This is a genomic window from Snuella lapsa (assembly GCF_039539345.1).
GTDB lineage: Bacteria > Bacteroidota > Bacteroidia > Flavobacteriales > Flavobacteriaceae > Snuella > Snuella lapsa.
The window spans coordinates 151783-168343 of sequence record NZ_BAABCY010000032.1 but is presented as its reverse complement, the minus strand read 5'-3'; the positions used below and the strand labels follow the sequence as shown (position 1 = coordinate 168343).

At 37.4% G+C, this 16561-nt stretch carries 7 protein-coding genes; all 7 read left to right on the top strand.

All coding sequences use genetic code 11. The annotated features are described in order from the left end of the window. Nucleotides 1-5: 5 nt before the first annotated feature. The gene (locus tag ABD792_RS05555) at nt 6-2327 is read left to right on the top strand and encodes a GH92 family glycosyl hydrolase (protein ID WP_345004847.1); all 2322 of its coding nucleotides are present in this window, start codon (nt 6-8) and stop codon (nt 2325-2327) included. Nucleotides 2328-2343: 16 nt separating this feature from the next. Further along, the gene (locus ABD792_RS05550) at nt 2344-3822 is read left to right on the top strand and encodes an alpha-L-fucosidase (RefSeq protein WP_345004846.1); all 1479 of its coding nucleotides are present in this window, start codon (nt 2344-2346) and stop codon (nt 3820-3822) included. Nucleotides 3823-3890: 68 nt separating this feature from the next. Further along, nucleotides 3891-6155, top strand: a complete 2265-nt coding sequence (locus tag ABD792_RS05545; RefSeq protein WP_345004845.1) for a GH92 family glycosyl hydrolase — start codon at nt 3891-3893, stop codon at nt 6153-6155. Nucleotides 6156-6275: 120 nt separating this feature from the next. After that, nucleotides 6276-8522 (top strand): DUF4838 domain-containing protein, encoded by a 2247-nt coding sequence (locus ABD792_RS05540; protein WP_345004844.1) that lies wholly within the window; start codon nt 6276-6278, stop codon nt 8520-8522. Between the two features lie 188 nt (nt 8523-8710). Continuing rightward, nucleotides 8711-12055 (top strand): VCBS repeat-containing protein, encoded by a 3345-nt coding sequence (locus ABD792_RS05535; protein ID WP_345004843.1) that lies wholly within the window; start codon nt 8711-8713, stop codon nt 12053-12055. A gap of 170 nt (nt 12056-12225) precedes the next feature. Next, nucleotides 12226-12990 carry an endonuclease/exonuclease/phosphatase family protein gene (locus ABD792_RS05530; RefSeq protein ID WP_345004842.1) on the top strand — a complete coding sequence of 255 codons (765 nt, stop codon included), beginning with the start codon at nt 12226-12228 and terminating at the stop codon, nt 12988-12990. Nucleotides 12991-13224: 234 nt separating this feature from the next. Then, a complete protein-coding gene (locus ABD792_RS05525; protein WP_345004841.1) occupies nt 13225-16551 on the top strand; it encodes a SusC/RagA family TonB-linked outer membrane protein in 3327 nt (1108 codons plus the stop codon). Nucleotides 16552-16561 lie beyond the last annotated feature (10 nt).

Here is a 16561-nt window from a genome sequence, read left to right as displayed (position 1 = left end):
TTACGATGAATAAAATAAATATGAAATATTGGGGCGTTCTATTGTTAACACTATGTTTTTCCTGTAAGGAGGAGATAAAAGAAACAGTGTCTAACGAAGGAACTTCTAATGCCCTTGTAGATTATGTCAATCCACTTATGGGAACCGATTCAGAGTTTAAATTGTCCAACGGGAATACCTATCCGGCGATAGCAACCCCTTGGGCCATGAACTTTTGGACACCACAAACCGCTAAAATGGGTGATGGATGGGCTTATAAATACGATGACACCAAAATAAGAGGAATCAAGCAAACCCACCAGCCTAGTCCTTGGATTAATGATTACGCCGCCTTCTCGTTAATGGCCGTGACAGGTGACTTGAAGTTTCAAGAAGATGAGCGAGCCTCTTGGTTTTCCCATAAAGCCGAAATAGTAAAACCATATCATTACTCCGTGTATTTGGCCGATCATGACATAGTGGCAGAAGTGGCGCCAACAGAGCGGGCATCGCAGTTTAAATTTACCTTTCCAGAATCTGAGCAGTCCTATATTATTTTAGACGCTTTTTTTAAAGGTTCAATGGTTAAAATTTTGCCGGACGAACGAAAAATAATAGGCTATTGCAGAAATAACAGTGGTGGTGTGCCCGACAATTTTCATAACTATTTCGTCGCTGAATTTGATAGGGATTTTGAGATAACACATACCTGGCATAATGGATGGGAATTACAGGAAAACGCTAATGAAAGTGAGGGCGAACATGTTGGGGCCATTATAGGTTTTAAAACCAAAAAAGGCGAGGTTGTTCATGTAAAAGTAGCGTCATCTTTTATAAGTCCGGAACAGGCGGCTCTAAATTTAAAAAGAGAAATAGGTGATGATACCTTCGAACAAACCAAAGACAAGGCAAAACAAGCCTGGGAAAAGGAACTGAACCGCATCCAAATAGAAGATGACAATATAGATCGTATTAAAACTTTTTACTCTAGCCTGTACAGGGTATTATTATTCCCGAGAAAGTTTTATGAATTCGATGCTAATGACCAAATTGTACATTACAGTCCTTATAATGGCGAAGTATTGCCCGGTTATATGTTTACAGATAACGGCTTTTGGGATACGTTTAGGGCTGTATTCCCATTTTTTAATATGATGTATCCAGAACTGAATAGCCATATTATGGAAGGATTGGCCAATACCTACAAAGAATCTGGTTGGCTGCCCGAATGGGCAAGCCCGGGGCATCGCGATTGTATGATCGGCTCCAATTCGGCGCCTATCATTGCTGATGCCTTTTTAAAAGGGAATGTAAAAGAAAAAGATGTCGATGTGCTGTTTGAAGCCGTTTTAAAGAATGCAACCGTGTCCGAAGGCAGACCCGTTAATTCGGTGGGACGTGCCGGATTAGATTATTACAATACATTAGGCTATGTGCCTTATAATGTTGGTATCAATGAAAATGCAGCTAGAACCTTGGAATATGCCTATGCCGATTATACCATTGCCCAGATGGCTGAAAAATTAGGGAAGGATGATATCGCTAAGAAATATTATGAGAAGGCTATGAATTATAAGAAGCTATTCGACCCATCAAGTAATTTAATGCGTGGTAAGAACGAGGACGGATCTTTTCAAGCCCCCTTTAATCCACTAAAATGGGGAGATGCCTTTACCGAAGGCAATAGCCTGCATTATACCTGGTCGGTATTTCAGGATGTTCAGGGACTTATAGACCTGATGGGAGGCAATGAGGCGTTTGTAGCAAAATTGGATGAGGTGTTTTCTATGCCTCCGGATTTTGACGACTCTTACTACGGACAAACCATTCATGAGATCAGGGAAATGCAAATCGTGAATATGGGGAATTATGCGCATGGAAATCAGCCGATACAGCATATGATCTATTTGTATAATTACGCTGGGGCGCCTTATAAGGCACAAGCTCATATTCGTGAGGTGCTTACCAAACTGTACTCAGCCACACCAGATGGCTATTGCGGAGATGAAGATAACGGACAAACATCAGCGTGGTACGTGTTTAGTTCACTAGGGTTTTATCCGGTTACGCCGGGGACAGACCAATATGTCATCGGAAGTCCGTTATTTAAAAAGGCGACATTGCACCTTGAAAATGGAAATACTTTAAAAATCCTTTCAGAAGACAATTCAGATGCTAATTTTTATATTCAATCTGTAAGTTTAAAAGGAACCCCCTACAATAATGCCTTTTTAAATTATGAAGTCATTCAGAAGGGAGGCACTCTACAATTCAATTTAGGAGATACAATAAACAAAGACTGGGCAAGTAAACCAGAGAATGCCCCGTATTCATATAGTAATCAATAAATAATTATAAGCAAAGATGAAAAAGACATTACTCATTATTACAGTACTATTTTCAATACAATTGTTTTCGCAGGCAATTTATGAGGACGAACGTTATGTTCCTGAAACTGACCCTTTGGTTTTGGAAAAATTAGACGAATGGCAAGGACTTAAATTTGGATTATTAATGCACTGGGGTACATACAGTCAATGGGGTATTGTGGAGTCCTGGTCATTATGTCCAGAAGAATATGGTTGGTGTGAACGAAAAAAGGGTAGTAATCCAAATGACTATTTTGCTTATAAAAAGGAATATGAGGCTTTGCAAACCACGTTTAATCCAGTGAAGTTCGATCCAGACAGATGGGCAAAGGCGGCTAAAGACGCAGGTATGAGGTACGTGGTTTTTACAACGAAGCATCACGATGGATTTAGTATGTTCGATTCCAAATATACCGACTATAAAATAACCTCCCCTAAAACCCCTTTTTCATCCAATCCTAAAGCAAACATTGCAAAAGAAATCTTTAGTTCCTTTAGGAATCAAGGACTTTGGGCAGGAGCCTATTTTTCAAAGCCCGATTGGAACGTTAAAAGTTATTGGGATCCTTACTTTCCACCAAAGGACAGAAATGTAAATTATTCACCTGTGGATTATCCCGAAAAGTGGCAAGAGTATGTAGATTTCACCCATAACCAGATTATGGAACTAATGACTGACTACGGAAAGATAGATATCCTTTGGTTAGATGGCGGTTGGGTGGCCAAAACACCTAAAGCAGAGATTACAGAATGGTATAAACATAATATTGCAAATGATGAAGAGGGGTATTTAAAGCATCGAATTATCAATCAGGATATAAAAATGGATGAGCTGGTGGTAAAGGCTCGTAAAAAACAACCAGGATTAATAGTAGTGGACCGTGCGGTGCATGGTAAAAACCAAAACTACTTAACACCCGAAAACCGTGTACCAGAGAAAACCTTACCATATCCATGGGAGTCTTGTATTATTTCCGGAGGAGGTTGGTCTTACACTCCAAATGCAAAGTATATGAGTGCCAGAGAAGGTATCCATATGCTTGTTGATGTTGTTGCCAAAGGAGGTAACTTACTGCTTAATGTTGCGCCAAGCCCAGAGGGAGAGTGGCAACAAGATGCCTACGATCTTTTAAAGGCTTATGGAGACTGGATGGATGTTAACAGCACTGCTATTTATGAAACAAAACCGATAGCACCTTTCAAAGAAAATAATATTTGTATGACCCAGAATAAAAAGGGCAATGTCTTTTTATTCTATTTGGCAGCAGAAGGAGAAGATAAAATCCCTGCTGAGGTTGTTGTAAAATCCATTACGCCAAAAAGGGGTGCAAAGATTACCATGCTAGGTTCGAATAAAAGACTAAAATGGGTAAAACAGGACGAAGGGTTTAAAGTAATTATTCCAGAAAGTTTAAGAAATAATTTGCCTTCTAAATATGCCTGGACATTAAAGATCGAAGCAGTAAATAAGTAGATGTTAGGCTGGTATGTTCTACTAATATGTCTGAAACATACCAACCTTTTTAAAAATAGAAGAAACAGATGAAGACCGTTAGTCTTAAAATTTTTTATTTAAAGTTTAGATTCCAATACAGTTTACTTTCTATAATTGCGTTGTTGTCGCTTTGCGATATTCATGCGCAACAACCCGCCGATTATGTCAATCCGTTTATTGGGACTTCAAATTATGGTGCTACATATCCCGGTCCTATTGCGCCGAGAGGAATGGCAAGTATCAGCCCCTTTAATGTGGCGGGACCTCAGAATCTGCCATCAGAAAAGGATAGTGGTTGGTTATCGAATCCCTATGTGCATCAAAATACCTTTTTAACAGGATTTAGCCAGGTGAATTTAAGTGGTGTTGGTTGTCCCGATTTAGGAGTTTTATTATTAATGCCTACCACGGGAGCCTTAGAGACAGATCATTTAAAATATGGATCTACCTATTCTAACGAAATAGCTAAAACCGCTTATTACAGTACAGAAATAGATAAATACAATACAAAAGCCGAGTTTACAACCTCAAAGCGTGTAGGGGTTAGCAAATTTACCTTTCCGAAAGGACAGGCTAATATTTTGCTGAATTTAGGACTGGGGCTTACCAACGAGCAGGGAGCGATGGTTAAAGTGGTATCTTCAACCGAGATAGAAGGCATGCGCACTGTGGGGTCGTTTTGTTATAACAGCCCGGAAGCTGCTTATCCGGTGTATTTCGTGGCCAAATTTTCCAAACCGGCCGATCATTTTGGAGCCTGGAAAACGCCTTATACTTATGAAGGGGTGGAGGCCCAATGGATGGGCTATAACGGAAAAACCCGTATTATGGAAAATGCCACCAGAATGGTCGTTGGAGATAGTATAGGGACGTACTTTACCTATAAATTTGACAAGCAGGAGACTGTTGAGGTTAAAATAGGTGTGTCGTATGTAAGCATCGAGAACGCCAGAGAAAATCTGGAAAAAGAAACCGCGAACAAAACCTTTGAAGATATCCATAAGGAAACCTATAACGAATGGAACACATTACTTTCCAGGATTAGGGTTGAAGGGGGGACAGAAGAGGATAAAACCATTTTTTATACAGCGTTGTACCATACATTAATTCATCCCAATACGCTCAACGATCTTAATGGAGATTATCCTGAGATAAAAACGGGCAAGATAGGTAATACTTCCGGAACGCGCTTTACGGTTTTTTCGCTTTGGGATACCTATAGAAATTTACATCAGTTAATGTCGTTGGTGTATCCGAAGCAGCAGTTGAATATGATCAACAGCATGCTCGATATGTACGATGAAAATGGCTGGTTGCCGAAATGGGAACTAAATTCAACAGAAACCTTTACGATGGTTGGTGATCCTGCAAGTATTGTTATTACAGACACTTATTTAAAAGGCATTAAGGATTTTGATGTAGAAAAAGCCTATGAAGCCATGCTAAAAAGTGCCGATCAAACAGAAGGTAATCCGTTACGTCCCGGATTAAAAGATTATATTGAAAAAGGCTATTTAACCACCGATAATGGAGGCTCTGTCTCAACAACGGAGGAATACAATGCTGCCGATTATGCCATTGCGTTATTGGCTAAGGAACTTGGAAAAAATGAGGACTATAAACGGTTCAAAACGCGTTCCATATCTTATAGAAAATTGTTTGACAAAGATTTGGATTTATTAAGGCCCCGGCTTCCAAATGGTAACTGGTATGAGCCATTTGATCCCAATGCAGGTGCTAATTTCACCAAGAATGTTGGGTTTATTGAAGGAAACGCATGGCAATATGCCTTTATGGTGCCTCATGATATTGAGGGTCTGGCAAAACTAATGGGTGGGAAAAAAGCCTTTTCAAAACAATTGCAAAAAGTATTTGATACGGATCAATTCGATATGGCCAACGAACCGGATATCGCCTATCCGTATTTGTTCAATTATGTAAAAGGTGAAGAATGGCGTACACAGAAACTAGTAAAAGAATTGGTTCATAAGCATTTTCAGAACAAGCCAGGAGGTGTTCCCGGTAATGATGATACAGGAACCATGTCTGCCTGGTTGGTTTATTCAATGATGGGAATCTATCCCGTTGCTCCCGGAGAACCAAAGTATGCCATTACAACTCCTATGTTTGATAAGATTACCATTCAATTGGATTCAAAATACTATAAGAAAAAAGAATTAGTAATAAAGAAAGCACGTAATAATAATGGTTACATCAAACAAGTAAAGCTTAACGGTAAGATCCATAAAGGGTACTTTATAGATCATGAAACATTGGTTAATGGAAACACATTAGAGATTGTGTTAAAATAATTCAGAATGTTGTTGAGCGCCACAATTTAAGGAGGCGCATTGGGTGGTGTATCGGGGACTGTGTTTAATTCGATATAGCACCCCATTTGTTTAGTGGAATAAAATTTAAATATATGTAAAATGAAGGCTATCGTTTTGAAATACACATTGGCATGGTGCCTTGCGGCTATTGTGGTGTCTTGTTCTAATCAGGATAAGTTGATATTGGTTAACAATGGAGAAGCGGATTATGAAATTGTGGTCCGGGACAACACTTCAGAGGATAATCATAGATCAGCAGAAATATTACAAAATTATATGCAACAAATAAGTGGAGTTACCCTTGCCATTGTTAATGAGAGCGAACAAAGTAATGATGTTGCCCAAATTTATATTGGTAGCCCCTCCGATGAAAATCTTGAGGAACATACTATTCAGATTCAAACCGATAATAAAAACCTGATCATAGCTGGTGGTTCGGATTTGTCGGTAAGGCAAGCCGTTTATGAGTTTTTAGAGGTGTTTTTAGATTGCAAATGGTATGCGCCGGAAGCAGAAGCCATTCCCGATAATAGAACAATCATACTGAATAAACCGATTGATTACAAATACACCCCCGAAATAACCACACGAACCGTGCACTCCAGACTGTTTTACGAAAATCCCGGTTTTGCAGATAAACATAAAGTTACAACAGAAGCCTTTCCGTATTACGTGCCTACGGCCAGGGTGCATACGTTTCACAAGTTTGTACCGGAAGAAGTCTTTTATAAGACGCATCCGGAGTATTTTGCGTTACGCGGGAATAAGCGTTTACCCACACAGTTATGCCTAACAAATGAAGCGGTCTATAACATTGTTAAAGATTCTGTTGCCGCTTTATTTAGTCAATTTCCAGAGGCTTCGGTCATTTCAGTGAGCCAGAATGATAATCAGCAGCACTGTACCTGTGAAAATTGTAAAGCTATTGATGCTTCAGAAGGAAGTCCTTCGGGGACTATGATTCAGTTTGTAAATAAAATAGCGGCAGATTTTCCCGATAAGACCATTTCAACATTGGCTTATCAGTACACCCGGAAACCTTCAAAAACAAGGCCTTTGGATAATGTATTGATTACATTGTGTTCTATAGAATGTGACAGGAGTGGTCCCATAGAAGAAAAATGTATCGATTTTGCCAATGATCTAAAAGGCTGGAAGGAGATAACAGAAAACATCAGAATATGGGATTATACGACCCAATTCACTAATTTTTTAGCCCCTTTTCCTAACATACATACCCTTCAGCCTAACATTAAATTTTTTAGGGATAACCATGCGAAATGGATCTTTGAACAACATAGTAGTAATCCAAGTGAATTGTTCGAACTACGTTCTTATGTCATGGCCAAATTGTTATGGAATCCTGATAGAAACAAGAATGAATTAATAACTGAATTTACCAATGGTTATTATAAAGAGGCAGGCATTTATATAAAGCAATACGTCGATTTAATCCATGAAAAAATAAAAGAACATGGTGATTTTTTCCTCTTTTTATACGGTGATCCGTCCCAAGCATTTTCATCATTCTTAAATTCTGAACTATTAGCAACCTACGATGGGTATTTTAACAAGGCAGAAGAAGCGGTTGCGCAAAATGCCACTGTTTTAAAACGGGTTAAGGAAGCCAGATTAAGTATAGATTATGCTATTCTTGAGGCTTGCAAAAAGAATTTGAACAAAGATTTTAGTATGATCCTCATAAATGCCCATGGCGGTAAAATGATTAACCCCGATGTGATTAAGCGCCTAGAAAGGTTTTACAATACCTGTAAAAATGCTAACATAACCTTAATGAACGAAATGCGATTTACGGTTGATGAGTATTATGCAAATTATAAAAACACTATGACCGTCGCCACACAACCAAACAAAGCACTTGGAAAAAAGGTGATTTTGCTTACGAAGCCGAAAAAATATGCTAATGAGGATCCACAGGTTTTGACAGACGGGGCTTTAGGAGGTAATAGTTTTTATGCTAACTGGTTGGGCTTTGAAGGAAATCATCTGGAAGCGGTTATCGATCTTGAAGAGAAACAAGCCATCCATTCCATTTCCACGGCCTTTTTACAAGTTACCAATCATGTGGTCTTTTTTCCGAAATCAGTGACCTATTACTATTCTAACGATAATAAACACTTTTCAAAATTAGGAACCGTAGTTAATGATGCGCCTTTAAGTAAGACAAGCAAGATTAACGATATTAAATATTTTGATTTAGAGTTTCCGGTTTTAGAAGCAAGATACATTAAAGTTGTAGGAGAGAACATGAACGAGCCCCCCTATTGGCATCATGCGGCAGGCCTTCCTTCTTGGATCTTTGCCGATGAGGTTATTGTTGATTAATTTCTTACAATATCTGGTAATAAGTGCTTAAAAACATCCAGGTGTTAATGGATTCGTCTTTTGCTAAGTGGTGTTGGTCGAAATAATTAAGCGTTTTAATAAAGATTTTGATTATTTTATAGCTAAACCTTTAGTAGTGTCTTAATCAAAAGGAAATACGCTCCTTTTTGTAAATCACTTATGCAATTATGAAAGAAATGATAGGGAACACAGTACAATTTAGGTTAATAATTTTGTTATTGCTTTTTGTGTCATTTGCATGTTACTCTCAAAATCAAAAACGATTTACTTTATTAAAATCATCCCATACAGGTGTAAAATTTAGTAATGATATAACGAGTACCAGAGATAAGAATATTTTCTTATATGCTAATTTTTATTCTGGAGCTGGGGTAGGTGTTGGCGATTTCAATAATGACGGTTTACAAGATATCTATTTTGCTGGGAATATGGTTCCCGATAAGCTTTATTTTAACCAGGGGAATTTAACTTTTAAAGATGTCACTAACGAAGCGGGTATAGAAGATGATGGAGGGTGGTCTGCCGGAGTTACTGTTGCAGATGTCAATAATGATGGCTTTTTGGATATCTATGTAAGTAGAGAACTTTATGATTATAATCCCGAGAAGAGAACAAACTTACTTTATATCAATCAAGGAAACGGGACATTTGTTGAATCCGCCAAAGCATATGGTTTGGACAATTCACAACGGACAAGGCATTCCGTTTTTATGGACTATAATAAAGATGGATTTCTTGATGTTTTTATGTTAATTAATCCTCCCAATGCGGGAATACTCTCAGAATATTTTGGTTCAAATAAGTTAAAGGTCGAATCGCACGTAAGGTTATATAAAAACACGGGAAAGAACTATTTTGTGGATGTTACAGAAGAAGCAGGATTAAAGTATTCAGGGTATCCCAATGCTGTTTCGGCAAGCGATTTAAATAATGATGGCTGGACAGACCTGTATGTGACAAATGATTTTCAGGAGCCTGATTTTTTATTTGTAAATAATAAAAACGGAACGTTTACTAACGTCATAGATACTTCCATGAATCATATATCAAATTTTGGTATGGGAGTGGATATTGCAGATATTAATAACGATGGACTTTTGGATGTTTTTGTTGTGGATATGTCAGCAGAAGATAATTTCCGATTAAAGTCCAACATGAGTGGAATGAACCCAGAAGCCTTTTGGAAAGTTGTTAATAAAGGAGGGCATTACCAGTATATGTATAATACGTTGCAGTTAAATAATGGAAACATGGTATTCAGCGACGTGGCACAATTAACAGGCATGGCTTCGACAGACTGGAGTTGGAGTAATCTTATAGCCGATTATGATAATGATGGGTTAAAAGATGTGTATGTTACTAACGGTCTGCTTCATGATGTTAGGAATACCGATGCAGATAAAGCAGCGGCAGATTTCATAGATAAAACATCCTATGAATGGCTTAAATTGCATCCAGATGGAGGTGGAATTACGAGTATTTTTGATATTCTGGATTTAGATAAAGTCGTTAACATGGCTCCTTCTCAACCATTATCCAATTATATCTTTAAGAATAATGGGAATTTGGATTTTAGTAAGGTGATGACGGAATGGGGTTTAGACGAAAAATCGTTTTCCAATGGAGCTGCATATGTCGATTTGGATAATGATGGAGATTTGGACATGGTAGTCAATAATGTGAATAGTAAAGCCTTTATTTACAGAAACAATTCAGAAACTTTTTCAAACGCAAATTTTATTAGGATCAATCTTTTTGATAGCGAGCATAAGTCAGTATTTGGTGCTAGGGTAACGCTCTATAATGATAAACAAATTCAGGTTATGGAATCGACAAATGTGAGAGGGATTTATTCTGCATGCGAACCTTTGGTGCATTTTGGTATAGGGAATAGAGAGAGTGTAGACAGCATTGTTGTTGCATGGCCAAACCAGAAAAAGACTATGCTAAAGGACGTGAAAGCCAATCAACTTCTGAAATTGGATATGAAAGATGCCCTTGTTGTAAATAAAGGAGATGCAAATAGTGAAAAAGATCGTATCCTTAAAGATGTAACACAATCCTTTAGTATTAAATACAGGCATAGAGAAAATAGCTTCGATGATTATAAATATCAGGTGTTGTTGCCACATAAGATGTCTCAATTTGGGCCAGCAATGGATGTGGCTGATGTGAATAACGATGGGTTGGATGATTTATTTATAGGAGGAGCAAAAGGTTTTAGTGCCGTCCTTTATATACAAGAGGAAAATGGGGAGTTTTATCTGAGTTCCGAAGCATTATGGGATATGGAGAAAGAATACGAGGATATTGATGCGTTGTTTGTAGATGTTAACGGTGATAATTATAAGGATCTATATGTTGTAAGTGGGGGAAATGCGTATCCTAAAGCACATGCAAACTATTTTGATAGAGTTTATTTTAATGATGGCAAAGGAAATTTCTCCAAGGGTATGCTTTTAAATGAAGCGACGGGTAGCGGATCAAAAGTAATAGCCGAGGATTATGATAAGGATGGAGATCTGGATTTTTTTGTTGGAAGTAGACACGTGCCACGCGAATATCCAACACCTGCATCCAGTGTGCTATTAGAAAATGAAGGAGGAGATTTGGTTAACAAGACAAATTCACTGGCTCCTATTTTGAATGATATTGGAATGGTTACTGATGCGGTATGGGCCGATTTTGACGGTGATAACGATTCCGATTTAATTATAGTCGGGGAATGGATGCCCGTTACGGTTCTTAGGAATGACGATGGGGTGTTTTCAAAAGTCTCAGTGGATGGTTTGGATAATTCTACAGGATGGTGGTTTAGTATCGAAAAAGGGGATTTTGATAATGATGGCGATATCGATTTTGTAGCAGGTAATCTTGGGCTCAACTATAAATACAAAACATCTAAGGAAAGACCTTTTGATATTTATTATTCAGATTTCGATGAAAATGGAACTAATGATTTGGTTTTAGGGTATTACGATAAAGACAAGCATTATCCACTTCGGGGATTTTCATGTTCATCACAACAAATTCCAGAACTTAAAAAGAAATTTAAAAAGTATGATGTTTTCGCTTCTTTAGAAATTGATGATGTATATGGAAAGGGTAATTTAAATGAAGCCTTGCATTATAAAGCTAATACCTTTGCCTCTTCTTATATAGAAAATTTGGGCAATAGTCGTTTTAAGATGTCTCCATTGCCTATTCAGGCACAGTTTTCCAATATTAATGATATTTTGGTTAAGGATATAGATAATGATAATAATTTGGATGTTGTTGTTGCCGAAAACCTGTATGTGTCGGAAATAGAGACGCCTAGAAATGATGCAGGGATAGGGCTTGTTATGTTGGGAGATGGTAAAGGTGGTTTTAAGTCTATTAAGCCTAGAAAAAGTGGATTTGTTATTAGTAGCGATGCAAAACAGATTGAAACGATAGAAATCGGCAATGAAGAATTTGTTTTAGTAGGGAATAACGATGCTAAGCTTCAGGTGTTTAAAGTTTTAAATTAAAGAAGCTTCATTTCTAAGAAAGTAGTGTGAATTAAAGGGTTAGTTAAGGTTTTATTAGGTAAATGTCTGGACTATTAAAAATAGGAGTATTAAATATGAAACGTTTTATTGCAGTATGTCTATTATGCCTATGTGTAGTTGGTTTATCTAATAGTCAAGTTTATAAGGCAATGACTTATAATATTCGTTATGATAATCCGAAGGATGGTGAGAACCAATGGTCAAAGAGAAAAGCATTTTTATGCAATCAAATTACTTTTTATGATCCCGATGTTTTTGGGATACAAGAAGGCTTGCAACATCAAGTGCAATATATAGATAGTACGCTTGTAAATTATGGTTATGTAGGAGTAGGAAGGGATGATGGAAAAACAAAAGGAGAGTATAGTGCTATATTTTACAATTCAGATAAGTTTGAAGTTTTGGAAAGTAATACCTTTTGGTTGTCCTCTACACCAAATATGATTTCCGTAGGCTGGGATGCATCCATGGAGCGCATCTGTACCTATGCTTTGTTTCAAGAAAAAGAAACGAAGCAAAAGTTTTGGTTGTTTAATACGCATTTTGATCATATCGGACTAAAAGCAAGAGAAGAAAGTGCTAAACTTATAGTAAATAAAATTGCTGAGTTGAACCAAAATGATTTTCCAGTAGTTCTTATGGGAGATTTTAATTTAAAACCAAACAGTATTCCAATAACATATCTGTCGGATATTTTTAGCGACACAAAATTGGTAAGTAAATCTAAACCTTTTGGCCCAGAAGGAACCTTTAACGGTTTTAAGTTTAATGAACCGGTAAAAGATAGAATTGACTATGTTTTTGTAAGTAAAGATAAAATAGAAGTTAATAAGTATGCTATACTTAGTGACTCTAAAGACTGTAAATATCCGTCAGATCATTTACCAGTATATGTCGAGGTTGATATCAAATAAGCTTAAATATTGTTTTTGCAATTATTTACGTATTTCAAAATTGTTTTGCCAACTTGAAAGCCCTTGACTTACTGAATGTGAACTTATTTTTTTCGTTAAGATTTGCATAAAAAGTTACAAGTATTCTAAAAAAACAACCTCCGTCATTTTAGACTTGTTGTTGGTCGAAAAAAGAATGATTTAATTCCTAATAATTTGTTAATTCAACAATTATTAACTCAAAACTAAAAATTTATGATTCAAAAAGTACTAAAACTACTGTTTGTGTTTTGTTTGTTCGGTTTTCAATATGCCGAAGCTCAAACTGCAGTGTCTGGTGTTGTGTCCGATAGTAAAAGCGGAATACCCTTGCCAGGAGTTAACATTATTGTGAAGGGGACTTCTAAAGGAGTTGCCTCAGATTTTGATGGGAGATATTCTATTGATGCACCTGCGGATGCTACATTAGTATTCTCTATACTTGGATATGCAACGAAGGAAGTTGCAATCTCAGGAAAAACGACAATTGATGTTCAGTTGGAAGAAAGCACTGAAGCATTAGGAGAAGTTGTTGTTACGTCGTTTGGTATAACTAAAGAGAAACGAGCGATTGGTTATGCAACAGCGACTATCAAGTCAGAAGAGTTGGTTAAAACCGGGACGCCTAACGTGGCTACGGCTTTATATGGTAAAGCGCCAGGGGTTCGAATTGAAGCAACCTCAGGAGGGTCTACCAGTGCCGTAAACATCCAGATTCGTGGATTGGCATCTATTACGAATAATACACAACCGCTTATTGTGGTGGATGGTATTCCAATACGTAACGAAAATGTTAGTAATAACAACTATTGGGGCGATCAACGTATTAGAGGTAATGGTCTTTTAGACATCAACCCAGAGGATATTGAAAACATATCGATTCTTAAGGGAGCTTCTGCTGCTGCATTATATGGTAACGAGGCAGCCAATGGTGTTGTACTTATTACGACTAAGAGTGGTAAAGGAGTTAAAAAAGGTCTAGGAGTTAGTTTTAACAGCACTTATACTATGGATAAGGCAGCTTACTTTCCAAGATACCAAAATGTAAGAGGTCCTGGTTACCCGGTTTATATATTTGATGCTGGGCAAGATGAGGATAGGTGGTTGTATTACGACCTAGATGGCGATGGTGTAAATGAAACACGTCAGCCTATAGGAACCTCTCTTAACTATGGTCCTAAATTTGATGGGGAACCAGCCTTGGCTTGGACTGGTGAGGTTATTCCTTATAAGGCACAAAATGGCCCTAAAGGTTTGTTTCAAGATGCTCACAACTTTATGAACAACGTTTCTATTGTAAATTCAACAGATAAGTCCAATTTACGTTTTTCTTACACACGTCAGGATAACGAAGGTTTAAGTAAAAATTCAGAGAACGACAAAAACATCTTTAACTTAAACTCAACATTTCACTGGAATGATGATTTAAGAACAGATGTTTTTATCAACTATATCAATTCCAAGGTTAAAAACAGACCGTATTCCATCGATCGTTTAACTAATAATTTTGGTGGTATGATGACACGTTTTGATAGTGGTGACTGGTACCATGATTATTACAAGACTAGTTTAGGCTATCGTTTTGTTACGGGTAATGGAAACAGCTTAACACCAGAAGAAAATCTAAGAATACCAGGTTATAGAGGTGATGTTTTGGATTTTACTTGGAGAGTTAATGAGCACCGGTATGAGGAAAACACCGATCGTATTATTGCCAGTATTACACAACACTGGGATATTACGGATGAGTTGAAATTGAGAGGTAGAATATCTACAGATTATACAACCTTCCAATCTACAGATAAACGTTCTACTACACGTCCGTTAATTTATGGACCTTCAGGTTATTACGGTATTCAAAATTCTATTGATAAGATTATTTACGGAGATATCCTTTTAACTTATACCAAGGAATTGACTCCCGATTTAAACATGAGTTTGATGGCTGGTTATAATGGAACAAAGCAATTCCATTACAGAACTAATAGAGGTACGTCTGGAGGATTAAGTGTAGAGAATTGGTTCTCTGTATCAGCATCAACCAATACACCTGGTGCAGGAAGTAATGAATGGGCTACAGTTAAAGATGCGTTAATAGGAACGGCTAACTTTGATTATAAAGGATATCTGTTTGTTGAAGGAACCGTTCGTCGTGACCGTACCTCCAATATGAACGCAAATATCGACAATACATTTTATTACCCTTCTGTAAACTCAGGATTTGTGTTCTCGGATGCTTTTGAGGTGCCAGACTTTATTAATTATGGTAAATTGCGTGCCTCTTGGGGTAAAGTGGGTAACTTCCCTCCAATTTATGCTGCAAATATTGCGTATAATCAAAATACTTTGGGCTCACAAGGAGGTGGATCGGTTATTTATACATCGCTACCTGGAAATGCAGGAAACGATGCTATAAAATCGGAGACTAAGCGCGATACCGAATTCGGTTTGGAGCTTAAATTGTTCAATAGTGCATTGAATGTGGATGTGACTTATTATGATTCAAGATTAGAAGACCAAATACTTCCACTATCGTTACCAAACTCTTCGGGATCTTCTTCTGTGTTAACCAACATTGGTACCATGCGTAATAAAGGATGGGAGATTGGATTAAATGCAACGCCAATTTCATCAGGAGATTTTACATGGGATACAGGTATTAATTTAGCATTCAACAAAAATACGGTAGAATCTTTAGCTCCAGGGTTAGAAGAATTAATCCATGCCAATTATGATGGTAGCGCAGCCTTGTTAAAATCAGAGCCTGGATCTGCAGTAGGAAACTTTTATGCACACCCTGTAGCGACTGATGCCAATGGTAATAAAATAGTAGATCCTAATGGATTATATAAAGTAGATCCAGACGAATGGATTAAAGTTGGTAATGCTCAGCCAAAAGTAATAGGTGGATTCTTTAACTTCCTTACATACAAAAACTTGACCTTAAGTGCTATGGTCGATTACCGAATTGGCGGACACGTAATGCCAACGGCAATAAACTGGATGATCGGTCGTGGTTTAACAGAGGAAAGTTTAAAAGGCATGGATGCCGAACATGGTGGCCTATCTTGGTATGCTGACGCAAACGGTGATAGACAATTAGTTGATACAGGAACTGCTCAAGGTCCTAATGGCGAAGTAGTTTACGACGATGGTATTATTTTAGATGGAGTTAAAGCTGATGGAACGCCAAACGATTACATTACGACTAACCCAGAGTATTACTGGATAACCTATAACTGGGGTGGACCACAGTACAGTCCTAATACACGTTATGAGTTGTATATTAAAAAGAATACCTATGTTAAAATGCGTGAACTTTCTTTAGCTTACCAATTCCCTAAAGGTGTAGTGGATAAATTAGGCTTCCAGGATTTACAATTATCGGTGTTTGGTAGAAACCTATTCTATTTCTATAGAACATTAAAAGATATGGATGCAGAGCAATTAACAGCTGGTTCTCGTTGGAATCAAAATGTAAACAATGCAGGAACAAACCCGGCTAGTAGAACATTTGGATTGAGCTTAAGAGCTAAACTATAAATTGTAAGAA